The 23,158-nt window shown below is 61.8% G+C and carries 19 protein-coding genes, 1 tRNA gene and 1 pseudogene; 12 read left to right on the top strand and 9 right to left on the bottom strand.

Annotation, left to right across the window (positions count from 1 at the left end):
* Positions 1–202 precede the first annotated feature (202 nt).
* A complete protein-coding gene (locus CUV01_RS16560; RefSeq protein WP_101462178.1) occupies positions 203–1,390 on the top strand; it encodes a TRAP transporter substrate-binding protein in 1,188 nt (395 codons plus the stop codon).
* Between the two features lie 132 nt (positions 1,391–1,522).
* Here CUV01_RS16560 and CUV01_RS16565 read toward each other — a convergent pair whose 3' ends face one another.
* The 5 genes from CUV01_RS16565 to cobU form a co-directional block, all read right to left on the bottom strand.
* Positions 1,523–3,517 carry a TRAP transporter large permease gene (locus CUV01_RS16565; RefSeq protein ID WP_101461439.1) on the bottom strand — a complete coding sequence of 665 codons (1,995 nt, stop codon included), beginning with the start codon at positions 3,515–3,517 and terminating at the stop codon, positions 1,523–1,525.
* A complete protein-coding gene (locus CUV01_RS16570; protein WP_101461440.1) occupies positions 3,514–4,119 on the bottom strand; it encodes a TRAP transporter small permease subunit in 606 nt (201 codons plus the stop codon). The genes CUV01_RS16565 and CUV01_RS16570 overlap by 4 nt, the downstream gene beginning before the upstream one ends.
* A gap of 130 nt (positions 4,120–4,249) precedes the next feature.
* Positions 4,250–4,975 carry an adenosylcobinamide-GDP ribazoletransferase gene (gene cobS / locus CUV01_RS16575; RefSeq protein WP_101461441.1) on the bottom strand — a complete coding sequence of 242 codons (726 nt, stop codon included), beginning with the start codon at positions 4,973–4,975 and terminating at the stop codon, positions 4,250–4,252.
* A gap of 17 nt (positions 4,976–4,992) precedes the next feature.
* On the bottom strand, positions 4,993–5,946 hold the full coding sequence (gene cobT / locus CUV01_RS16580) for a nicotinate-nucleotide--dimethylbenzimidazole phosphoribosyltransferase (RefSeq protein ID WP_101461442.1): 954 nt from the start codon (positions 5,944–5,946) through the stop codon (positions 4,993–4,995).
* Positions 5,933–6,460 (bottom strand): bifunctional adenosylcobinamide kinase/adenosylcobinamide-phosphate guanylyltransferase, encoded by a 528-nt coding sequence (cobU, locus tag CUV01_RS16585; protein WP_101461443.1) that lies wholly within the window; start codon positions 6,458–6,460, stop codon positions 5,933–5,935. Before cobU ends, cobT begins: the two co-directional genes overlap by 14 nt.
* 129 nt (positions 6,461–6,589) lie before the next feature.
* Between cobU and CUV01_RS16590 the strand changes: the two genes are divergently transcribed.
* From CUV01_RS16590 to CUV01_RS16615, 6 genes and pseudogenes are all read left to right on the top strand, one after another.
* Positions 6,590–8,194, top strand: coding sequence for a peptide ABC transporter substrate-binding protein (locus CUV01_RS16590; protein ID WP_101461444.1), 1,605 nt, complete (start codon positions 6,590–6,592; stop codon positions 8,192–8,194).
* Positions 8,195–8,292: 98 nt separating this feature from the next.
* A complete protein-coding gene (gene oppB / locus CUV01_RS16595; RefSeq protein WP_101461445.1) occupies positions 8,293–9,216 on the top strand; it encodes an oligopeptide ABC transporter permease OppB in 924 nt (307 codons plus the stop codon).
* A gap of 25 nt (positions 9,217–9,241) precedes the next feature.
* Complete coding sequence (locus CUV01_RS16600; RefSeq protein ID WP_232962321.1) at positions 9,242–10,147, top strand: ABC transporter permease subunit; 906 nt, start codon at positions 9,242–9,244, stop codon at positions 10,145–10,147.
* Position 10,148: 1 nt separating this feature from the next.
* Positions 10,149–11,117, top strand: a pseudogene (locus CUV01_RS16605) (oligopeptide/dipeptide ABC transporter ATP-binding protein); the annotation flags it as partial.
* Positions 11,118–11,266: 149 nt separating this feature from the next.
* On the top strand, positions 11,267–12,301 hold the full coding sequence (locus CUV01_RS16610; protein ID WP_101461448.1) for an oligopeptide/dipeptide ABC transporter ATP-binding protein: 1,035 nt from the start codon (positions 11,267–11,269) through the stop codon (positions 12,299–12,301).
* Positions 12,302–12,304: 3 nt separating this feature from the next.
* Positions 12,305–14,164 (top strand): ABC transporter ATP-binding protein, encoded by a 1,860-nt coding sequence (locus tag CUV01_RS16615; RefSeq protein WP_101461449.1) that lies wholly within the window; start codon positions 12,305–12,307, stop codon positions 14,162–14,164.
* A gap of 50 nt (positions 14,165–14,214) precedes the next feature.
* Here CUV01_RS16615 and CUV01_RS16620 read toward each other — a convergent pair.
* Together CUV01_RS16620 and lipA are read right to left on the bottom strand one after the other, a co-directional pair.
* Positions 14,215–14,298: transfer RNA gene (locus CUV01_RS16620), tRNA-Leu, on the bottom strand.
* 161 nt (positions 14,299–14,459) lie between these two features.
* On the bottom strand, positions 14,460–15,440 hold the full coding sequence (gene lipA, locus CUV01_RS16625) for a lipoyl synthase (RefSeq protein WP_101461450.1): 981 nt from the start codon (positions 15,438–15,440) through the stop codon (positions 14,460–14,462).
* A gap of 157 nt (positions 15,441–15,597) precedes the next feature.
* Between lipA and CUV01_RS16630 the strand changes: the two genes are divergently transcribed.
* The gene (locus CUV01_RS16630; protein WP_232962323.1) at positions 15,598–16,080 is read left to right on the top strand and encodes a hypothetical protein; all 483 of its coding nucleotides are present in this window, start codon (positions 15,598–15,600) and stop codon (positions 16,078–16,080) included.
* Positions 16,081–16,083: 3 nt separating this feature from the next.
* On the opposite strand, the gene CUV01_RS16635 is transcribed toward CUV01_RS16630, so the two are convergent.
* Positions 16,084–17,199, bottom strand: a complete 1,116-nt coding sequence (locus CUV01_RS16635; RefSeq protein WP_101461451.1) for a DUF6456 domain-containing protein — start codon at positions 17,197–17,199, stop codon at positions 16,084–16,086.
* Positions 17,200–17,415: 216 nt separating this feature from the next.
* Here CUV01_RS16635 and CUV01_RS16640 point away from each other — a divergent pair, with 216 nt between their 5' ends.
* Positions 17,416–17,823: a DUF6477 family protein gene (locus tag CUV01_RS16640; RefSeq protein ID WP_198731838.1), complete on the top strand. Its 408-nt coding sequence runs from the start codon at positions 17,416–17,418 to the stop codon at positions 17,821–17,823.
* Here CUV01_RS16640 and CUV01_RS16645 read toward each other — a convergent pair.
* Positions 17,786–19,369 carry a helicase HerA-like domain-containing protein gene (locus CUV01_RS16645; protein WP_101461452.1) on the bottom strand — a complete coding sequence of 528 codons (1,584 nt, stop codon included), beginning with the start codon at positions 19,367–19,369 and terminating at the stop codon, positions 17,786–17,788. The two genes, CUV01_RS16640 and CUV01_RS16645, sit on opposite strands and share 38 nt — an antisense overlap.
* Before the next feature lie 169 nt (positions 19,370–19,538).
* Here CUV01_RS16645 and CUV01_RS16650 point away from each other — a divergent pair, with 169 nt between their 5' ends.
* The 3 genes from CUV01_RS16650 to galE are packed head-to-tail and all read left to right on the top strand — an operon-like array spanning position 19,539 to position 22,765.
* The gene (locus tag CUV01_RS16650) at positions 19,539–20,747 is read left to right on the top strand and encodes a glycosyltransferase family 4 protein (protein ID WP_101461453.1); all 1,209 of its coding nucleotides are present in this window, start codon (positions 19,539–19,541) and stop codon (positions 20,745–20,747) included.
* Positions 20,747–21,736 carry a polysaccharide deacetylase family protein gene (locus CUV01_RS16655; RefSeq protein WP_101461454.1) on the top strand — a complete coding sequence of 330 codons (990 nt, stop codon included), beginning with the start codon at positions 20,747–20,749 and terminating at the stop codon, positions 21,734–21,736. The genes CUV01_RS16650 and CUV01_RS16655 overlap by 1 nt, the downstream gene beginning before the upstream one ends.
* A 9-nt stretch (positions 21,737–21,745) precedes the next feature.
* On the top strand, positions 21,746–22,765 hold the full coding sequence (galE, locus tag CUV01_RS16660) for a UDP-glucose 4-epimerase GalE (protein ID WP_101461455.1): 1,020 nt from the start codon (positions 21,746–21,748) through the stop codon (positions 22,763–22,765).
* Positions 22,766–23,158: the final 393 nt, after the last annotated feature.

Genomic DNA, 23,158 nt, shown 5'->3' on the forward strand with positions numbered 1-23,158 from the left:
CGCCACGGCGTCGGGCGGCGCCCGGCACATGCGAATGGAAAGGCGCGAACGTCATGAAACTTCGCGCCAATCTTCCCTCGACAGGCGCGCAGCAGGGGTTAAACTCGCGGCTGTTCCAAGGTGGGCAATCCGGGCGATACGCGTCCATCCCACCCCGACAGGAGGAAGTTATATGAAAAAAACCAATAAAATGACCGATAAAATGGATCGCCGCGCCTTTATGGCCCGCGCATCGGTCGGAGGTGCGGCAGCTGCTGCAACCGCTGGCCTGGCCGCACCCGCAATCGCGCAAGAAGCACCGTCGATCAACTGGCGTCTGGCCTCGTCCTTTCCGCCCTCGCTGGATACCATCTATGGCGGCGCGGTCGAGTTGTCCGAACGCCTGAGCGAGGCGACCGAAGGCAAGTTCAACATCCAGGTTTTCGCAGCCGGTGAACTGGTGCCGGGGCTGGGCGCGATCGACGCAGCCGGCGATGGCACGGTCGAGGTTGCGCATTCGGTGGGCTACTACAACTGGGGCCGCGATCCGGCATTTGCCTGCGGCGCCGATCTGCCCTTCACGCTTAGCGCGCGCGCCAAGTCTGCCTATAACTATCAGGGCGGTGGCATCGAAGCCTATAACGAATTCCTGTCGAAATATAACCTCGTCAGCTATCCCGGCGGCAATACCGGCGTTCAGATGGGCGGCTGGTATCGTAAGGAAATCAACACGCTGGCCGACATGCAGGGCCTCAAAATGCGGATTTCGGGCCTTGCTGGCAGGGTGCTGGAAAAGCTGGGCGTCGTGCCGCAGCAAATCGCGGGCGGTGATATCTATGCCTCGCTGGAAAAAGGCACTATCGACGCGGCCGAATGGGTCGGACCCTATGATGACAGCAAGCTGGGCTTCCAGAAAGTCGCGCCCTATTACTACTATCCCGGTTTCTGGGAAGGCGGTCCGACCGTTGGCTTCTTTGTCGGCAAGGACAAATGGGACGCGCTGCCGGAAGCCTATCAGTCGATCTTCCGCACGGCCTGTCAGGCTGTCGATTCGAACATGTTGGCAAAATACGACATGAAGAACCCGACGGCGCTGAAGGAACTCTATGCCAACGGTGCGGAACTGCGTCCGTTCAGCGAAGAGATCCTGACCGCCGCCTTCCAGGCCTCGAACGAGGTCTATGCAGAATTGTCGGCCGAGAACGAAGACTTCAAGAAGATGTACGAAGCCGTTCTGCCCTATCGCGATGATTGGTATCTCTACGCTCAGACGGCGGAATACACATTCGATACCTTCATGATGATCCAGCAGCGCCAGGGCAATCTGGCAGTTGGCGGCGGCGACGCTGCGGCCCCGGCCGAAGATGCCGCGCCGGCAGCAGCCGAGGGCGAGGCACCGGCGAATAACTGATCGCCGCTCTGCAGGTGTGTAACAGGCCGCCGCAGGAATGCGGCGGCCACTTCTTTCGGCCTATGTCCGGGCTGGGTCAGGTTTGATGGCAGCATGAAAAAAGGGCCGGATCGCACCGGCCCTTTTCGTAATTCAGTTGCCGCCCAACCCTGGTGGCGGTCCGCCAAGGCCGCTGCCCATTCCGCCACCGCTCGAGGGCGCTGCTGGTGCTGCTGGTTCCGGCGCAGGTTCAGGTGCGGCGGGCGCAGTCTCTGCCGGTTGCGACGGGCTGCCGCCGAAGTTGGGGGTTCCCGGCAGGGCATTGCCAAGCCCACCACCAAGGCCGCCTGAACTGCCCGCTGGCGCTTCGGTTGCCGAGCCCTGATCGCTCGACGGGGCACCAAAGGGCGATCCGCCCAAGCCATTGCCCAATCCGCCGCCCAGGCCGCCGCCGCTTGATGTCTCACCCGAAGGCGCGCCGAACGGCGATCCGCCCAGCCCACCAAGGCCGGATTGTCCCCCCTGACCAGAGGATCCGCCAAAGCTGGGGATCTGAACCCGCTCAGTTGCCGCGCGGACTGGCTGTTCCTTGTAATGCGTCACCAATCCGGGGAAGGAAATGACGATCCCCAGCATCACCAGTTGCAGTCCGACGAACTTGACCGCACCGCGATAGATCTGGACGGTTGTAACCGGCTCGATCACTTCGCCCGTGACGCTGTCGGTATAGGGTTTCCGCGCCGTGATGGAACGCAGATAGAACAGCGCAAAACCCACGGGCGGCGTCAGAAAGCTGGTTTGCAGGACCATCGCCAGAATGACCCCGAACCAGATCATGTCGATGCCCAGATGGTTCACTGCAGGCACCAGCAGCGGCACGATCACAAAGGCGATCTCGAAGAAATCCAGGAAGAAGCCGAGGATAAAGATGAGCAACGATACCGCGAGCAGAAAGCCCAGTTGCCCACCGGGCAAGGCGATCAGCAGATCCTTGACCCAGATCTGACCGTTGATGGCGTAAAAGGTCAGCGAAAAGACCGTGGCGCCGATCAGGATGAACATGACGAAGGATGACAGCCGGGTCGTGCCAACCAGCGCCTGACGCATGACGCTATAGGTCAGGCGGCGCTTGATGATCGCCAGCAACAGCGCGCCGACTGCGCCCATTGCCCCGCCTTCGGTCGGTGTCGCGATGCCCAGAAAGATCGTGCCCAGCACCAGAAAGATCAGGCTCAACGGCGGGATCAGGACAAAGATCACCCTCTGCGCCAGATGGGACAGCAGGTTCAGGCGCAGCCAGTTGTTCAGCATCGCCAGTGTGAACATGACCGCAGCCGCAATCACCGCCGACCAGATGCCTGCATTCAGAACGCCGTCTGCGCGCATCCAGTAGCGCATACCGAAAAAGACCAGAACGGCGATTGCCAGTGCAATGATCAGCGAGGTGACGCCCTTGCCCAGGTTTCGCGCCTCTTTCGGCAGGGCCGGCATGGCGTCGGGCCGCAGCAGGCTGACGACGAAGATATAGAACAGATAGAATCCCGTCAGCAGCAGCGCGGGGTAGAGCGCACCCTTGTACATGTCCCCGACCGAGCGACCCAACTGGTCAGCCAGAACGATCAGCACCAGGCTGGGCGGCACAATCTGTGCCAATGTACCCGATGCCGCAATGACGCCGGTGGCGATGCCGCGGTCGTAACGATACCGCAGCATGATCGGCAGCGAGATCAGTCCCATGGCCATCACCGATGCGGCAACCACACCGGTCGTGGCCGCCAGCAACGCGCCGACGATGACGACCGCATAAGCCAGACCGCCGCGCACGGGGCCGAACAATTGCCCGATCGTGTCCAGCAGATCCTCTGCCATGCCGGATTTTTCAAGCACGATGCCCATGAAGGTAAAGAAGGGAATGGCCAGGAAGATATCGTTCTTCATGATCCCCCATAACCGCTCGGGCAGTGCCGATAGCAGGTTCCAGCTGAGGTTGATCTGGCCATTGGCATAGGGTGTCAGCTCAACGCCGATCACGTAGAACAGCAGACCGTTGGCGGCCAGCGCAAAGGCGATCGGATAGCCAAACAGCAAGAACAGCACCATCGAAAAGAACATGATCGGTGCAAGGTTATGAGCAATCAGCTCGATCATGTGCGCGGGCCTTCCTGTTCGGTCCTATCGTGACTGTCGATGCCCGCAGCCTCTTCGGCCATACGGGAATGGCTATCCAGATGATCGACGTGATCAGGGATAACGCCGCGCATGACGGCGATTTTCTTTATGATTTCAGAGACACCCTGCAGGAACAGCAGGCCAAAGCCGAGCAGCAGCATCAGCTTGGCCGGCCACAGGATCAGCCCGCCCGCATTCATCGAGATTTCCTGAAGGCGGATGGACCGCATGACCCAAGGGTAGGTCAGGTACAGCACCAGCGTGGTGAAGGGCATCAGGAACAGCAGGTGCCCCGCAAGGTCGATCCAATGCTGCACGCGCCGCGACCAGCGCCCGTAAACGATGTCGATGCGGATATGTTCGTTCTCAAGCAGCGTATAGGCCGCTGCCAGCAGGAAGGCCGTGCCATAGAGATACCATTGCAGTTCCAGCCAGGCATTTGATGAGATGCTGAACACCTTGCGGACCACGGCGTTGATCGCGCTGACAAGTACTGCGATCAGGATCAGCCAGGAAACGTTCTTGCCGATGAACGTATTCATTCGGTCAATGCCGCGCGACAGCGCCAGAAGGCCGCTCATGGCTGATACTCCCCTGTCTTGGGCCACGCTTCTGTGGCGCATGCCCTTTTTCGGCCACCTCCAACCTGCGGCCTAGTCCGTTGGGCCTAGCCCGAAGCCTGATCTGCGGTCAATAGCTATCGCCGCTTGCTCAGGCACAGAGTGCGAAACTGGCCAGAACGGCGGTCTCGGTCAGAATGGCAACGGTGCCCAACACGTCGCCCGTTTGGCCACCCAGGCGGTCTCGGGCCAGACGGATCACCAGCCCCGTAACCAGCAGCCCTGCGATGATTCCGGCCAGCGCCGCGGGGCCCGAGATGGCCAACAGAACCGCTCCGATCAGCCCGGCCGCCCATAGCTGATCGCGCCCGACGCGCGCCGCCGCGCGCCCCAGACCGTCGGGCCGCGCCGGCGGCAGGACCGATGCCGCCAGAACCATGGCCGACCGGCCGGCGGCCGCCGCGCCGATCAAGGCCAGTGGTCCAAGTGCCGCGATGCTGACGATGCGCAGGATGACACATCCCAGCAAGGCCAGCGTGCCGTAGCTGCCAACTGCAGGATCGCGCATGATGGCCAGCCGCTCATCACGGGTTTGCCCGCCCATGCCATCGGTGAAATCGGCCAGCCCGTCCTCATGCAGCCCGCCGGTCAGCCAGATCGCCAGAACCACGGCCAGCGTGGCGGTGACCAGCGGCGGGCCGGGCAGGAAAAGCGGCAGCGCCGAGATCGCGCCCACTGCGGCCCCGGCCAGCGGAAAGGCCCATAGGGCACGCGACAGCGGCACCTCTTCTTCGGGCAGAAGAAAGCCAAGCGGCAGCCGGGTCAAAAAGACCAGCGCCAGGATCAGTTGATGCCAGAGATCGACGGGGCGCATCATGCCTCCTGCTGTGGGTCTTAGCCGAAACCGGCTTCGGCAAAGGTCGCCATGCCATTATGGCAGGCCACGGCGCCGCGCAAAACCATCAGTGCGACCGCCGCGCCCGAACCTTCGCCAAGACGCATGTCCAGCGACAGGATCGGCTGCGCGCCAAGCGCCGCGATCAGGCGCCGGTGACCCGGCTCGGCGCTTTCGTGACCGATCAGGCAGTGGTCCAATGCCTGCGGGTCATCGCGGGTCAGGACGGCCGCCGCCGCCGTGCAGATGAAACCGTCCAGAATGACCGGCACGCCCAGTTCGCGCGCGCGCAGGACCGCGCCACAAATCGCCGCCTGCTCGCGCCCACCAAAGGCCGCCAGCGTGCCACGCGTATCGTCGGGACTGTGCCGTGCCAGACCTGCACCAACAGCGCGTATCTTGGCCGACAGCACCTCGCCCTCGGCGCCGGTTCCGGGACCGACCCAGTCCCGCCCATCCCCGCCAAAGCTTGCCGCCGCCAGCGCGGCTGCCACGGTCGAGTTGCCAATCCCCATCTCGCCCAACAGCAGCACATCGGCAGTTGGATCGACCGCATCCGCGCCGGCCTGCATTGCCGACGCCACCTCGTCGGCGGTCATGGCCGGGCCTTGGGTGAAATCGGCAGTCGGCTGATCAAGGCTGAGGGGCACCACGGTCAGCGCCGCGCCCGCAACCGCGCAAAGCTGGTTGATCGCCGCACCGCCCTGATGGAAGTTCTGCACCATCAGCGCCGTCACCTCGGCTGGAAATGGGTTCACGCCTTGCGCGACGATGCCGTGATTGCCGGCAAACACCAGTGCCTGTGCATGGTCCAGTCGCGGCCTGTCGCGCCGCTGCCAGCCTGCCAGAAAAATCGCCAGATCCTCGAGCCGGCCCAAGGAACCGGGCGGCTTTGTCAGGCTGTTCTGGCGATCATGCGCGCGCGCGGCCGCGCCTTCGTCAAAGGATGTCATCGCTGTCCCGTCCCGGCTTGATCCGCATCGGCTGTCCGCAGACGGCCATCCAGACCTGATCGGCGGCCTCTGCCATGGCCTGATTCATCCAGCCATGCCGGTCGCGGAAATCGCGCGCCATAGCATTGGCCGGGACTATTCCACCGCCCAGTTCGTTGGTGACCAGCACGACCGGATCGCGCTGGTGACGCAACGTCGAAACCAGGCCTTCGATATCGACTGCCGCACCGCAATTGGCCAGCCACAGGGTCAGGCAATCAACCAGCCGCGCGCCCTGCCCGTCCGTCGCATTCAGGGCACCGATCAAATCGCGCGGTGCCTCGATCGTCTGCCAGTTGGCACCGCGTCGGTGCTGATGCAGCGCGATTCTGTCCGCCATTTCCGCATCGCCCGATTCGGCGGTGGCGATATAGATCGACGGGCGGTCATGACGCGCCATCAGACGCTCGGCCAGTGCCGATTTGCCCGAACGGGCGCCGCCAGTAACCAGGGTAATGCGCACAGGTTTCGTCATGCCCAGACTGATTTCACAAGCCCTGCGCGATGAAAAGTGGCAAATCAACTTTACCTAGGCGCGAATTGACCTATCCTCCGATGCATTCCGGCGCATCAGTCGCCGCACCAAAACACGGAGGAACGTCGCATGACGAAATTTCTTGCAACCACCGCGCTAGCCTTTGCGCTGGCATTGCCTGCACATGCAGCACAAGTGGCAGAAGGCGACACGCTGGCCGACAACCAAGAGATGAGCTTTTGGATTCTGGACGCGATCAAGTCATTGGACCCGCACAAAAATACGGATGTCAGCGGCGCGCATGTGCTGCGTCAGTTGTTCGAAGGGCTGATGAACGAAGATGAAAAGGGCGCAATGGTGCCCGGTCTGGCCGAAAGCCATGAGGTCAGCGAAGACGGCCTGACCTATACGTTCAAGCTGCGCGACGCCAACTGGTCCAATGGCGAGCCGATCACGGCTGGTGATTTCGTCTATAGCTGGCAGCGCGCCGTGACGCCCGAAACCGCGTCGGAATATGCGTGGTTCATGGAGTTGATGAACATCGTCAACGCAACTGCCGTGGTCAAAGGCGAGATGGCGCCGGATCAGTTGGGCGTGAAGGCCGTGGACGACAAGACCTTCGAGGTGACGCTGTCCACCCCGACGCCGTATTTCATCAAGACACTCAGCCACACGACCACCTTCCCGGTGCCGCAAGCCGTGGTCGAAGAGTTCGGTGACAACTGGACCCAGCCCGCCAATATGGTCAGCAACGGCGCCTATAAGCTGGACAGCCACGATCTGGGCGTTCAATTGACGGTCTCCACTAACGACGAATACTGGGATGCCGAGAACACGATCCTTAGCGAGGTCGAGTTTATCACGGTCAATGACCAGAACGTCGCGCTGACCCGCTACGAGGCTGGCGAGTTGAACTGGTTCAACCGTTTGCCGGCCGGTCAGTATCCGCGCCTGCTGGAGCAATATCCCGATCAGGTCAGCAGCGTTCCGATGGCCTGTTCCTACGCCTATATCTTCAACCTGTCCGAAAAGGGCCCCGAGGCGCTGAAGGATCTCAAGGTGCGTCAGGCACTGGCCTATGGCATGGATCGCGACATTGTTGTCGAAAAGATCCTGCAGGGTGGTCAGCGTCCGGCCTATTTCTGGACCCCCGAATCGATCGAGGGCTTTGTCGCGCCCGAGATCGAAATGGCAGGCTGGTCACAGCCCGAGCGGATCGAAAAGGCCAAGGCCTTGCTCGAAGAGGCAGGCTATGGCCCCGATAATCCGCTGAGCCTGACGGTTCAGTATAACACCAGCGAGGATCACAAGAAGATCGCCGTGGCCGCGCAGCAGTTCTGGAAGGGCATTGGCGTCGATGTCACGCTGAACAATGTCGAATGGAAGGTGCATACCGACCGCCTGCAGAATCAGGATTTCGAGATTGCACGCTATGCGTGGTGCGGTGACTATAACGAGGCTTCGACTTTCCTCGACTGGTTCCGGACCGACGGCTACAACAGCGGCAAATGGTCGAATGCCGAGTTTGATCAGCTGCTGGCAGACGCCAAGACCTCGGACAATGCGGCTGAACTGTATACGCAGGCAGAAGAAGTTCTGTATGCGGATCTGCCCTATGTCCCTGTCTACCATTACGCCAACGCCCAGATCGTGAACGCCGATCTGCGCGGCGTTCCCTATGAGAACGTCATGGACAACTGGTACGCCAAGGACATGTATCGCGTTGCCGAGTGACGGCAATCTTTGACCACGATACCACCGGAAGGGGTTTCCCCTTCCGGTAATCCGTCATAAGTTCTGACCTAATAATAACTGGGGGGAGGCGCAGCCCGATGTTTGGATACATCTTGCGACGTCTGGCGGTGGCGGTTCCAACGCTGCTGTTGCTGATTATCTTTTCCTTTTTGCTGATGCATGCCGCACCTGGCGGCCCCTTCACCGGCGAACGCTCTCTGCCGCCACAGGTTCTGGCAAATCTCGAGGCGAAATACGGGCTGGATGATCCGCTGCTGGTGCAACTTTGGAATTATCTCAAGGGCGTTGTCCTGCACTTCGATTTCGGTCCCAGCTTTGTCTATCCCGACCTGACGGTGAACAAGCTGATCGCCGACGGTTTTCCGATCACCATGACTTACGGCCTGCTGGCATTCGTGCTGGCGGCGATTGTGGGCATTGCACTGGGATCAATGGCGGCGATCAGGCACAACACCTGGCTGGACTATCTGGCTGTGGGCGTCAGCATCGGCGCGCAGGTACTGCCCAATTTCGTCATGGCGCCGATCTTGGTGCTGATCTTTACGCTTTGGATGGGCTGGCTGCCCGGTGGCGGTTGGAGCTTTTCCGACCCGAGCTACTGGATCTTGCCGGTGATTGCGCTTGGCACCAGCTATATGGCCTCGGTCGCGCGCATCACCCGCTCTTCGATGCTGGAGGTTCTTGGCAGCAACCATATTCGTACCGCCCGCGCCAAGGGCATGCCGGAGCGCCGGGTCATCATGCGCCATGCGCTGAAACCCGCGCTGCTGCCGGTCATCAGCTATCTGGGCCCGGTCTTTGTCTCGATGATCACCGGATCTGTGGTGATCGACATCTATTTCTCGACCGGCGGAATCGGACGCGCCTTTGTCGATAGCGCGTTGAACCGTGACTATGCCGTGATGATGGGCGTGACCATTCTGGTGGGCGCGCTGACCATCCTGTTCAATCTGATCGTCGATATCCTTTACGCGTGGATCGACCCGAAAATCCGGTATTAAAGCCATGGTTATTGAACAAGACAAGATGCAATCCCTGGCCGGCCGCATGGCGGAAGCCGAGATCAAGGGCCGCAGCCCCTGGGCCGATGCGCGCAAACGCTTTGTCCGAAACAAGGCGGCGATGGCCGGGTTGATCATTCTGGTGCTGGTTTCCCTGTTCGCCATATTTGGCGACATGTTCTCTGCATGGTCGAATGAGGAACTGGATTACAACGTCATGGGTCAGGTGCGCGAACTGGGCGCGCCCTCCATTGCCTCGGGTCACTACTTCGGCACCGATGATCTGGGCCGCGATCTGTATGCGCGCACGGTGCAGGGCACCCGGATCAGCCTGATGGTCGGCATTGTCGGCGCCGCCATCGCAGTGATCGTCGGCACGCTCTATGGCGCGACGGCGGGTTACGTCGGTGGGCGGGTGGATCAGGTGATGATGCGGACCGTCGATATCCTGATGTCGATCCCCTACATGTTCGTGCTGATCCTGCTGCTGGTCGTCTTTGGCCGATCCATCGGGATGCTGTTTCTGGGCATCGGTTTGATCTCCTGGCTGGACATGTCGCGGATCGTTCGGGGTCAGACGCTGACGCTGAAGAACCGCGAGTTCATCGAGGCCGCCCGTGCCACCGGCGTTCCAAGCTGGAAGATCGTCTTGCGTCATATCGTGCCTAACCTGCTGGGGGTCGTCGCCGTCTATGCGACGCTGCTGGTGCCGCTGATGATCCTGACGGAAAGCTTCATCAGCTTTCTTGGCCTTGGGGTGCAGGAACCACTGACCTCTTGGGGCGCGCTGATTTCCGAAGGGGCCGGCACCATGAACTATGGCACGCTGTGGCAATTGCTGTTCCCGTTGTTTTTCTTCTGCATCACGCTGTTCGGCTTTTTCTTTGTCGGCGACGGCTTGCGCGATGCCCTTGATCCGAAGGACCGCTGATATGGCACTTCTGGAAATCAAAGACCTGAGCGTCCGGTTCGAAACCAATGACGGCGAGGTCAAGGCGGTCAACGGCATCAATCTGTCGGTCGAGCCGCGCGAAACCCTTGGCATCGTCGGCGAATCGGGCAGCGGCAAATCGCAGCTGTCCTTCGCGATCATGGGACTGCTGGCCAAGAACGGACGGGCCTACGGATCGGTCCTGTTCGATGGACAAGAGGTCCTGAACGCGCCACCCAAGGTGCTGAACAAGATACGCGCCGAAAAGATCGCGATGATCTTTCAGGACCCGATGACCAGCCTGAACCCCTATATGCGGGTGGCAGACCAGATGGCCGAGGTGCTGACCCTGCACAAGGGCATGTCCAAACGCGATGCGGTGACAGAATCCGTGCGCATGCTGGACGCGGTCAAGATCCCCGATGCGGCGGGCCGCGCGCGGCTGTACCCGCATGAGTTTTCGGGCGGGATGCGCCAGCGGGTGATGATCGCCATGGCGCTGCTGTGCCGCCCGCAAGTGCTGATCGCGGACGAGCCCACAACGGCACTGGATGTGACGGTGCAGGCGCAGATCATGCAACTGCTGGCCGATTTGCAGGCCGAATTTGGGATGGCGATGATCCTGATCACCCATGATCTGGGCGTTGTGGCGGGGGCCTGCGAGCGGGTGGCCGTCATGTATGGCGGTCGCATCCGCGAAAACGGCCCCGTTGACCCGATCTTTGGGGATCCGACCCATCCTTATACCCAGGGGCTGTTATCGGCCATTCCGCGCATCGACCAGAAGGGCGACGAGTTGTCGGCGATCCCCGGATCTCCGCCCAACATGACGCGCCCACCCGCCGGCTGCGCGTTCGAGCCGCGCTGCACCTATCGGATGGACCGCTGCGCCAGCGAGCGCCCCCCGCTGGAGGAATTCGCCGCAGGACGCGCGCGCGCCTGTTTCGCCACGATCGACGATGTGCGCGCGCATCGTGAACGGGTGGAACTGTCGGAAGAGGCGCTCGAACTGGAAGAACTGGCCGGCGATCTGCCCGATCAGGTGGATACCGCCCTGCCCCGCGCCGCTGTTGCGGGCGCAGGTGCCGGGGCTGCCGGAACCAACAGCGAGGTAGAGAAATGACCAAGCCGCTGCTGGACGTGCATGATCTGCGCGTCACCTTTCATATCCGCCGGGATGGCGACATGCCGTGGAGCGCACCGCGCCAGTTGCACGCCGTGGGCGGCGTCGATTTTAGGCTGAAGGCGGGTGAAACGCTTGGCATCGTGGGCGAATCCGGGTCTGGCAAATCCACGCTGGCGCGTGCGCTGATCGGGCTGGTCCCGGCAACCGGCGAGGCCGAATGGATCGACGGGGCCGATCTGGTCGGTCTGACGCCGCGCCAGATGTTGAAATACCGCGCGGATATCCAGATGGTGTTTCAGGACCCGCTGGCATCGCTGAACCCGCGTATGACCGTGGGTCAGATCATCGCCGAGCCGCTGACCACCCATCACCCCGGCCTGAAGCGCGCCGAGGTCAAGGAACGCGTCAAGGACATTATGGACCGCGTCGGTCTGCTGCCCAACCAGATCAACCGCTATCCGCATGAATTCAGCGGCGGGCAATGTCAGCGCATCGGCATCGCGCGCGCGCTGATTGTCGAGCCCAAGCTGATCATCTGCGATGAGCCGGTCTCGGCGCTGGATGTCTCTATTCAGGCGCAGGTCATCAACCTGCTGATCCGGCTGCAACGCGAACTGGGGCTGGCGCTGATCTTTATCGCCCATGACCTGTCGGTGGTGAAACATATCAGCGACCGCGTGCTGGTGCTGTATCTGGGCAAGGTGATGGAGATCGCCTCGTCCAAGGATCTGTATGGTACGCCACAGCACCCCTATACGCAGGCGCTGATGTCGGCTGTGCCCATCCCGGACCCGGCGCAAGAGGCGGCGAAATCGGTGGTGCCACTGTCGGGTGATCTGCCCTCGCCGATGAACCCGCCATCGGGTTGCGTGTTTCGCACCCGCTGCCCCCGCGCGGCCCCGGTCTGCGCCGAGCAGGTGCCGGCACTGATCGGCGATGATCATCAGACTGCCTGCCACTTCCCCGGCCCCCTGACCGAGGAAGAAATCGCCGGTGCGATCGCACGCGCCGAGGCAGAGCCGGCCTAGGCCATGCCGCCGCGTGAATGGGCAGAACAACCGCCCAGCTATGGCGAAAGATGGGCGGCGCTGCGCAACCTGCCCGCCTTTATGCGGCTGGTCTGGCAGGCAAATCCGGGGCTGACGGTCCTGATGGTCGCGCTGCGGCTGGCGCGCGCGGTGATGCCTGTGACCATGCTTTGGGTCGGCAAGCTGATCATCGACGAGGTCATCCGTCTGATTGCGCTGGACACAACACCCGGCGAGTTGGCTGCGTGGTGGCAGTCTGGTCTGCTGGGATATCTGTCGCTGCTGGTTGCTGCCGAACTGGGGCTGGCGTTGGTGTCGGACCTGCTGGGGCGCGGGGTGAATTACACCAATTCGCTGATGCAGGAACGGCTGGTGATATCGCTGTCGATCCGGGTGATGGATCATGCCGCGACGCTGGATCTGGAAGATTTCGAAGACGCGGCCTTTCAGGACAAGCTGGACCGCGCGCGGCGCATCACGGTGGGCAATATCCCGCTGTTGAACCAGGTCATGGGCCTGCTGCAGGATCTGGTCACGGTGGCCAGCTTTGCCGCCGGTTTGCTGATTTTCAACCCATGGCTGGTCGTGCTGCTGCTGATCGCGCTGGTGCCCGCATTTCTGGGCGAGATACATTTTAACGCGCTGACCTATGCAATGAATTACCGCCGCACCGCCGAACGGCGCGAGATGGATTACCTGCGGATGGTGGGTGCCAGCGCGGACTCGGCCAAAGAGGTCAAGATATTCGCGCTGAACGATTTCCTGCGCGACCGGTTCGCTGATCTGTCACAGCGTTTCTTTGCCGAAAACCGTGGCATCCTGCGTCGGCAATTACTGTGGATGGCGCTGCTGACCGCGTTCGGCACCCTGTCCTATTATGGGGCCTATCTGTGGATTATCGGCGCCACATTGACCGCCGTGCTATCCATTGGCGATCTGACCTTTCTGTCGGGCAGTTTCCTGCGGCTGCGCGGTTTGTTGGAAGGCGTGCTGACCGGGTTTTCCGGGATGGCCTCACAGGCGCTGCGGCTGGATGATCTGTTTGATTTCTTCAACGAACAGCCCGAGATCGCCTCGCCCGCAACCGCCCTGCCCGTCCCCGAGCCGATCCGGCAGGGCTTTGTGTTCGAGGATGTCGGCTTCCGTTATCCCAACGCCGAACGATGGGCGGTGCGGCATCTGTCCTTTACGCTGCATGCGGGCGAAACGCTGGCTCTGGTCGGCGAAAACGGCGCGGGCAAGACCACCTTGGTCAAACTGCTGGCGCGGCTGTACGACCCGGATGAGGGCCGCATTCTGATGGATGGGCGCGATTTGCGCGACTATGATCTGGATCAGCTGCGCGCCGCCATGGGTGTGATATTTCAGGATTTCGTCCGCTATTCCATGAGCGCGAGTGACAACGTCGCGGTCGGTCGAATTGGGGCACGCGGCGATCAGGCGCGGATCGAAGATGCCGCGCATCAGTCAGGCGCGGATCAGGTGATCGCCAAGCTGCCCGCCGGATATGAACAGATGGTCGGCAAGCGCTTTGCGCACGGGGTCGATCTGTCGGGCGGTGAATGGCAAAAGCTGGCCATCGCGCGCGCCTACATGCGCGACGCACAAGTGTTGATCCTGGACGAGCCCACTGCCGCGCTGGACGCGCGGGCCGAATTCGAGGTGTTTCAGCGGTTCAAGGAACTGTCCGAGGGCAAGACCGCTGTTCTTATCTCTCACCGGTTCAGCAGCGTGCGCATGGCGGACCGTATTCTGGTGCTGGCCGACGGCCGGGTCGAGGCGCAGGGCACGCATGCGGAACTGCTGGCGCAGCCCGGTCGCTATCGCGATCTGTTCGAGTTGCAGGCCGCCGGCTATCGCTGAAACCTGTCGCCGCCAGGTTAGGCGCGCTATTCTCATCAAGATGAAAGGGCTGGTACCCGAGGTCGGACTCGAACCGACAAGCCTTGCGGCGGGGGATTTTGAATCCCCTGCGTCTACCATTCCGCCACTCGGGCCCAGTGGCGCTGAAATAGCCGGGAATTTCACCGGCGGCAAGGTCACTTTGTCGTCGAAATGGTTTTGGCGGCAACCTGATCATGCGGGCGAAAACGACAGCCAAGTGCGCATCGCCCCTGACGCAGGGAATCACGACGTCGGGCTGAATGCCACCAAGCCGTCAGGCGCGGCCCAGCTTTTCCAGTCGCGCGGCACGCAACTGCGCGAAATCATCGCCGGCATGATAGGACGAGCGCGTCAGCGGCGTGGCCGAGACCATCAGGAACCCCTTGCCGAAGGCTGACTTTTCGTAACCTGCAAATTCCTCGGGTGTCACGAAACGGTCGACGCGGTGATGCTTGGGCGTGGGCTGCAGATACTGCCCGATGGTCATGAAATCGATGTCTGCCGCGCGCATGTCGTCCATCACCTGCAAGACGCCCTGACGGTCCTCGCCCAGTCCCACCATGATACCCGATTTGGTGAACATGGTCGGGTCCAGTTCCTTGACCCGTTGCAGCAGGCGCAGGCTGTGGAAATATCGCGCGCCGGGCCGGACGGTGGGATAAAGGCCGGGCACGGTTTCAAGGTTGTGGTTGAAAACATCGGGGCGTGCCTCGACCACCGTTTCCAGCGCGCCGGGTTTGCATTTCAGGAAATCAGGGGTCAGCACCTCGATGGTGCTGTCAGGGCTGCGGTGCCGGATGGCGCGGATGGTCTGGGCAAAGTGATCCGCGCCGCCATCGTCCAGATCGTCGCGGTCGACCGAAGTGATAACGACATGGTTCAGCCCCAGTTTCTGCACCGCATGCGCAACGCGGCCGGGTTCGAACACGTCCAACTCATCGGGCCGTCCGGTGATGACATTGCAGAAGGAACAACCCCGGGTGCAGATCTCACCCATGATCATCATGGTGGCGTGACCCTGGCTCCAGCATTCGCCCACATTGGGGCAGCCGGCCTCTTCGCAGACGGTCGACAGGCGGTTTTCGCGCAGGATATCGCGGGTCTTCTTGTAGCCTTCGCTGGTCGGCGCCTTGACGCGAATCCACTCAGGCTTCTTGGGCTGCGCCTGATCCGAGCGATGGGCCTTTTCAGGATGGCGCAGGCGCGGTGGCTGGTTGTGACCTGCGACCGGCGGGGCCTGAGTTTGATCCGTCATGATCGTCACCTTTCGGGGTGGTTCAATCGCTAAATAATCGGTTTACGGTTCCGGATCAACGGCACAACCGCGGGAACCCTTGCCCCAACGGGCAGTTAAGCCCCCAGCAAGGCAGATATGCGGGATGAACATGGGTTCCATAGGCGAACGAATTACCGTGAGTGACAAGATGCAGGATGACTATTCCTACCTGCTCGAGGCAGGTTCAGGTCGGCTGTCACATGAGGAGTTTACCCCGCATTTCACCCCGAAAGAGATGCTGGCGATGGGCGTCTTCGAAGGCAAATACATGAATGACTGCCGGCAGGAGTTTCCCGAAAGCTGGTTCACCGATGCCAAGCTGTCGGACACCGCCGATCCTGACCTGAACTATTTCGGGATCAAAAGCCGCCAGCCCCTGTCGGAATGGCAGCGCAAGGGCTGGATCATCCAGCCCGATCCGCGCGGGTGGTTTCAGTGGTACTGCCGCTATTACATGGGCCGCCGCCTTCCCGGCGTCGACGACAAGCAGATCAAACGCTGGAAGGGCTTTGCGCGCCATGCCGGACAGGTGCGCAAGAATTGCCAGCAGAACGATCTGTCCTGCCGTCCTCGCCAGCGCCAGGCACTGCTGCAATGGGCATATGACTGCATGATCTGAAGGTCAGCCGATCAGCGGCGAGCCTTTGCCATAACTTTCAGTGTAGTGACGATCCAGCCGCATCAGGGCCAGGCGCAACACGATCTTGCCCGACCGCGCAGACCAGCCAAGCAAGCGCTCGGTCTGCTCGATCCCTTCGAGAAAACAGCAGACACGCAGCACGACATCGCCCATGCCCGGACCCAGTTCCCGCAGCGCGATGGCGACGCGATTACGGGCGGCCTCGGAGCCACCGCGATAGCCCACTCCGCTGCGCGACACGTCGATGCCCGCGGTCATGAACCCACCCCAGTTCTGTGTGGTCCGCGGCCCCAGTTGGGCCAGTTCGAAATCCTCGCGCAGGCGTTCGCCTGCCGCAACCATCGCACGCGTCAGAAACGGCTCGCCATTGGCGTCACGGCGGCGCGCCAGCACCAGGAGCGGGCTTTCAGCGATGTTGACACGTGCACGGCGGCGCTGACCGTTTTCGGGATCGCGGATCTCGCGCTCGGACCAGATGCGGTGCTGCTCGGCCTGCGCGGGCCCCTGATCTCCCTGATCCACCGGGCTCGAGTCACGAAAATCCTGCGGACGAGGCATTGCCGCCGCCTTGCTGTCCGCGGACATGCGCTGGCGCAACGCGTCGCGGCCCGCCGGCGCGATCGCATAGCTGGTGACACGTCCGTTGCCCACCTGCACGACCCATGCGTTCAGCGCCATCGCCTCGGCCAGCCGCCGATCGAGGATGCCGGTTCTTATGCCGTCGCGCGTGACGATCGCCTTGTCCATTCCCGAAGCCACCGCCATCAATGCGCCCGGCTCTGCCAGACGGCGCAGCGTGGCAAGGGCATCCGGGCTTTTCAGCGACGCGCCCTTGTCACGGTTTTCGACCGCCGCGTCGATCAGCGGATCATCCCGGCGTGCCTCGAAACGGCGAATGCGGCGCAGGATGGTCGAGGCATGGCAGTCGGCCTGCCGCGCGATTGCGCGGATCGATTCACCGTGTTCGACATGGCGCAGATAGAGCTGGGCATCTTCGGGCAAAGCGTTTGATGTGCAGTCATCAGAGGCAGGCGTCTCGGTCGAACGGTGGCCTCCGATATGGGCCTCGAAGGTGAAGTCACCGGTCAGTATCGTCATTTTAGGTCCCTTACGATCCTTGAGGCGGCAGGGGTACAGCCACCTCTGGGTTGAATTCTAGTCTGTGAATTGCAGGTGGATTTCTGCAGCTAGACGCAACATTCACTAAGAAACCCTAAAGAACCCTTCTCTCGGCGCGCGCTGTATCAACCCATGCGGCAACACCCGCCGGGGTTGAGCCACACTGCGATCGTGATCTGGGATTAGGAGACAACCATGACCGCCATGCCGAATGTGATCGCTTTTCGTGCCCCCCCGACCGGCACGCCGCTGCGACGTCCAAGGGTGCTGATCAGCGCCGCCCGCGCCGGTCAGTCAAGCTGGCGGAGAGAGCGTGATCTGCCGCGCCTTTTGCGCAGCGACGGCTGCCCCCGGCCCGGTATCGCCCTGCCCCGACTGCGCGCAGAAGAGGCCCGCATGAATGCCGCACGGCTAGAGGCCGCCGCCGAATACGACCTGCATCGCCATGTCACGCTGATGATCGCCATTCTTGCGGAAATGCGCCAAGCGGTTGAGGACGCGCCGATTGCCGTCGATGCCCGCGCGGTAGAGGCCGCGCGTCAGGCCGCCGACGGCTTGGCCCGGATCACTTGCCGCGAAACAACGAACCCAGCACACCCCTGACCATGGCCTGCCCCGACTTGGTTCCCAGTTGCCGGGCCAGGCTTTTGCCAAAGGTCTCGGCGATGCTGTCAGAGCGTGATGATCGGCTTCTGCTGCGACCAGAGCTGCTGGCCGGCTTGATCTGGATGTCTGGGTTGTAACGCCGGGCCTTTTTATATTCGCGATCCATCTGCCAGAGATCGTCGTCATTTCCGCTGGCACCGGCCTTGGCGCTGGCATTCGCGGCCTCGGTGGCGCGTTTCGCCAGAATTTCCTGCGCCGATTCGCGGTCAACGCGGGTGTCGTATTTGGTTCCCATGCTTGATGCGGCCATCAGCGCCTGCCGCTCGGCATCGGAAATCGGGCCCAGATGGCTGAACGGTGGCCGTATCAGCGTTCGCTGCGCCACGCCGGGCACGCCCTTGGCCTCCAGCAACGAGGTGACCGCCTCGCCGGTGCCAACCTCGGTGATTGCCTCGGCTGTGTCGAAGGACGGGTTCGGGCGATAGTTTTGCGCGGCCATGCGCAGCGCCTTCTGATCCTTGGCGGTAAAGGCCCGCAGCGCGTGCTGAACACGATTGCCCAGCTGCCCCAGCACATCTTCGGGGATATCGGCCGGATTCTGGCTGATGAACCAGACGCTGACGCCCTTGGAACGGATCAGCCGCGCAACCTGTTCTACCTTGTCGGTCAGCGCCTTGGGCGCACCGTCGAACAACAGATGTGCCTCGTCAAAGAAGAAGGCGGCCTTGGGCTTGTCGGGATCGCCCACCTCGGGCAGTTGCTCGAACAGTTCGGACAGCAGCCACAGCAAGAAGGTCGAATAAAGGCGCGGCGCGTTCATCAGCTTGTCGGCGGCCAGGATATTTATCATCCCCTTGCCAGACGCATCCTGACGCAGCAGATCAGACAGTTCCAGCGCCGGTTCACCGAACAACTGGTCGCCGCCCTCGTTTTCGAGGACCAGCAGCGAACGCTGAATGGCCCCGACGCTGGCGCTGCTGACATTGCCGTATTCCAGCGCCACCTGATCAGAATTCTCGCCCAGCCACAGCAGCATGGCGCGCAGATCCTTCATATCGGCCAGCGCCAGTCCCTGCTCATCGGCAATGCGAAAGGCAATGTTCATCACGCCCTCTTGCACATCGGTCAGGTCCAGCAGGCGCGACAAGAGCAGCGGCCCCATCTCGGCCGGGGTCGTGCGCACCGGATGGCCCTGTTTTCCCCAGACATCCCAGAAGGTGACCGGAAAGGCCTGATAGTCGATGGTCAGCCCGATCTGATCGGCGCGTTTTTGAAAGGCGTCGTGCAGCTTGGCCTCGGTGCTGCCGGATTTGGCCAGACCCGACAGGTCGCCTTTGACGTCAGCCAGGAACACCGGCACCCCGGCCTTGGACAGAGTTTCGGCCAGCGTCTGCAGGGTCACGGTCTTGCCGGTCCCGGTGGCCCCCGCGATCAGCCCATGCCGGTTGGTATATTTCAGCAGCAGGTTCTGGGCCTCGGCATAATCGCCGCCGCCGCCGCCCACGAATGCCGTGCCTGCCGTAAGATCCAGAATATCCGCCATCGTGCCCGTCCCTCATCCTTGGTTCTGCTGTTTATGGCAGATTTCTGGCCAGCAGGTGAAGCCCGCCGTTTTTGCTTTCCATTGTCGATATCTATAGCTTGCACGACAGCAGACTTGCCCCGTAGGACATGATGCTGAACCCTATTACGGAAAGCCCGAAATCAGCCTTATGCGTGTTGCCTATCTGATCAACCAATATCCCAAGGTCAGCCACAGCTTTATCCGGCGCGAGATTCTGGCGCTGGAACGTCAGGGCGTGGACGTGCACCGCATGGCGCTGCGCGGATGGGATGCGCCGCTGGTGGACGATGAGGATGTCGGCGAACAGGCCCGGACGTCCTATACCTTGCGCGACGGCGTTGGCGCGCTGGTGGGGTCGGTCTGGCGGCAGCTGCGTCGTGACTCTGGCGCCTTGTGGCGGGCCGTGCGTGCGGCCAGCGCCATGTCGCGAAACGGCGTGCGCCCATGGCCCTATCACATGGTCTATGTCGGCCATGCCTGCCGTATCATGGACTGGTTGCAGGACGAACCGGCCGATCATCTGCAGGCTCATTTCGGCACCAACACCGCCGAAATCGCACTGCTGGTCAAACTGCTTGGTGGTCCCAGCTACAGTTTTACCGTTCACGGTATGGACGAAGCCGACAACGCGCAGCGACTGCATTTTCAGCGCAAGATCGGCGGCGCCAGGTTCGTGGTGGCGATCAGCGGTTTTTCCCGCAGCCAGTTGATGCGCCATGTCACGCCCGATCTCTGGGACAAGATCAAGGTGGTGCATTGCGGGCTGGACGACGTGGCTTTCGCCCCTGCCCCGCCGCCGCCGGATGATGCAGGATTTCTGTGCATCGGCAGGCTCAGCCCGGAAAAGGGTCACCTGATCTTGCTGGATGCGTTTGCCGCCATGCATCGCGAGCGCCCCGATCTGCATCTGGTTCTGGCCGGCGATGGCGATATGCGCCCCGAGATCGAGGACCGGATCGCGCAGCTTGCGCTGGCCGGCAGCGTGCGGATTACCGGCTGGATCAGCGCCGATCAGGTACGAGAAGAGTTGGCCGCATGTCATACACTGGTGCAGCCCAGTTTTATCGAGGGGCTGCCCGTCGTCATTATGGAGGCCATGGCCGCGGGCCGTCCGGTGATCTCGACTTATGTCGGCGGCATAGCCGAACTGGTTCTGCCCGGTCAGACCGGATGGCTGGTCGCTGCTGGCGATGCCGAGGCGCTTAAACTGGCGATGCAAGAGGCGCTGGATCTGCCCGAGGATCAGCGCGACAGGATCAGCACGGCCTCGCGGCAGCGCGCCCGAGAGCGTCATCACATTGATCGTGAAGCCGCCAAACTGCGCGCCCTTTATAGTGACGGAAAGACGGAAGCATAATGGGCCGCGCGAAGGAAATCATCAAATCCGCCGTCTTTGGCGCAACCGCATTGCCACCTGTCTATCAGACACTGCGCCGGCGCGCCTTGCGCAGCGATCCGATATCCATCTTGTGCTTTCATACGCTTGGCGCCGATGACGATCAGATGGATGCCTATACGGTTTTTCCAGAGGCGCGCTTTCGCGAATTGATCGATCTGTTGCGGCCAGATTATGACTTTGTGACGCTGGACGACGCGCTTGATGGCCCCGGAACCGGTCGGCCTCAGCTTGTTTTGACATTCGATGATGGCGATGTCGGCCTCTACACCCGTTTGCTGCCGATCCTGCGGGCCGAGGCGTTGCCGGTGCTGGCCTATATCGCAACCGGCCAGATCGCCGCTCAATCGCCCTATTGGTTCGATCGGATCGTCAACGCGCTGCAGGGACCGGGCGAAAGGCAGATTGATCTGACCTCGCAGGGGCTGGGTCGCTGGACGATCGGCCCTCAGCACGGACCTGTCCGCTGTGCCCGGATCGCCAAAATTCTGGAACTCATGAAATCCGTGCCGCCCGATGCGCGCCCCAAGGTGGTGGAAGATATACTGGCGCAGGCGGCACCGATCACGCCCCCCGCTTATCCCCTTGCCCCGATGAGCCTGGACCAATTGCGCGAATTTGCAGACTGCGAGCATGTCACGGTCGGCGCGCATAGCCATTGCCACAACGTGCTGGACCAGATCCCGCTGGAGCAGGCCGCCGACAGCATTGCCCGCTCGCGCGCCCTGTTGCAGGAATGGACCGGGCAGGATGTGCGCCATTTCTGCTATCCCAACGGCAATCACACTGCCGCGCTGCACCAAGAGATCATGCGGCAGGGCTTTGCTTCGGCAACCGTGCTGGACAATCACCTGACGCCGCGCGATCAGAACAGGGCTGAACTGTCGCGCATCAATGTTGGACGGTTCGCCAATTTTCAACGGCTGCGTCTGCGGCTGGCGGGTATCTGAGGGGCACTGATGTCGGGACGTGTTTTGCTGACGGGAGGCGCCGGCTTTATCGGCGCGCACAGCTATGTCGCACTGGTCGAGGCCGGCTTTGACCCCGTGATCCTGGACAGTTTCCACAACGCGCGCCGCGATCTGCCTGATCGACTGGCCCGGATCACCGGCCGCCCGACGCCCGTGATCGAGGCCGACATCCGTGACGCCGGTGCGATGGATGACGCCATGCGCGGCGCGGGCTTTGATGCCGTGGTGCATTTTGCGGGGTTGAAAAGCGTCCCCGACAGCGAGACCGATCCAATCGGCTATTACGACGTCAACGTGGCGGGGCTGGTCAATGTCATGCAAGCCATGCGCAAGAATGATGTGCGCAGGATCGTCTTTTCCTCAAGCGCGGCCGTCTATGGCGAGGCCGAGACGATGCCCGTCACGGAAACCAGCCCGACCAATCCCGGCAACACTTACGCCCACACCAAGTTGATCGGAGAGCGGTTTCTGGCCGCCTGCCGCCAGGCCGACCCCGCCCTGCGCCTTGGCATCCTGCGCTATTTTAACCCGGTCGGCGCGCATGCCTCTGGCCTCATCGGCGAAGATCCCAGTCAGCCGGCGGGAAACCTTGTTCCCGTCATCGCTCAGGTCGCAACCGGGGAACGCGACCGGCTGATGATCTTTGGCGATGACTGGCCCACCCCGGACGGCACCGCCATTCGCGACTATATCCACGTCGAAGATCTGGCCCGTGGGCATGTGCTGTCCTTGCAGGCGCTGCTGCGCCCCGCATCCGATCCGGCGACCGCCAGCCATCTGGTCAATCTGGGAACCGGGCGCGGCTATTCGGTGCGCGAGGTGATCGAATGCTATGAAAAGGTGTCAGAACGTCCGATTCGCTTTGACATCGCACCGCGCCGTGCCGGAGATGCCGCGATTTCCTATGCCGATACGGCGCGTGCCGACGATCTTCTGGGATTTCGGGCGCAACACGATCTGACCGAAATGTGCCGCAGCAACTGGGCATTTATACGCGCTAAAGCATAATTTTGCTTACCAACACACGCAACGCGCGAAAAAAATACCAAATGTTAACTCCCCCCTGTTATAATGGAGTTGTCGAAGCCAGCCATGATGCTGGTTTTGGCTCTTCCTCCCTGTTGGACTGCCGCGCCCTCGGGCGCGGCTTTTTTTGTGATCAACCATAACTGTTTGCACTGTTGACGGATCACGATCTCGGGACTAGCGTGCGTCCCAATGATGACCGGCCAGTCCGGCAGGGAGACACGCGATAAGCGTGAATTGGGGTCGCGGTTTCGCCGCGGCCCTTGTTTGTTGACCTGATGCCTGTCGCAGGGCACCAGAAACCCGACAGATTTTTCGTCAAGATCCAAACATCGCTCTGGCTCAACGCATGGTGACGCCCCGTGTCCGGAAACG

It is taken from the genome of Paracoccus tegillarcae (assembly GCF_002847305.1).
GTDB classification, from domain to species: domain Bacteria; phylum Pseudomonadota; class Alphaproteobacteria; order Rhodobacterales; family Rhodobacteraceae; genus Paracoccus; species Paracoccus tegillarcae.